Origin of the sequence: Achromobacter sp. Marseille-Q0513 (assembly GCF_018195695.1) — a bacterium.
Lineage (GTDB): Bacteria > Pseudomonadota > Gammaproteobacteria > Burkholderiales > Burkholderiaceae_B > Achromobacter.
Genome location: NZ_JAGTJY010000640.1, coordinates 1 through 337 on the forward strand (window position 1 = coordinate 1; position 337 = coordinate 337).

1 pseudogene is annotated in these 337 nt (G+C 61.1%); it reads left to right on the plus strand.

Annotated elements, in window-relative coordinates:
* Positions 1-325 (plus strand): annotated as a pseudogene (locus tag KDH83_RS32115) (LysR family transcriptional regulator); the annotation flags it as partial.
* Positions 326-337 lie beyond the last annotated feature (12 nt).

The window sequence follows — 337 nt, forward strand, 5'->3', positions numbered from 1 at the left end:
GCACAGACTCTCCGTGGAGCGGTTCGCGCGGTTGGATCATGTCATCGTCTCGTTGCAGGGCGGTGATTTCACCACCCCAGTGGATGACGGATTGGCGGCCCTGGGCTACCGCCGCAACATAGTGCTGTCCGCCGCATCGTTTCTGGTCGTGCCCGGCATCGTTGCTCGCTCAAACCTTGTGGCCCTGGTGCCGGAACGACTGGTGCGCGATTGCCGCGAGGGGCTCGACGTCTCCGCTGGTCGTTTCCACGTCTTTGGCGTGGCCGTCGGCATGCTTAGGCATGAGGGTAATCATGGGAACAGAGGAAGGCACTGGGTATGCTAAGTCGTAGTACAA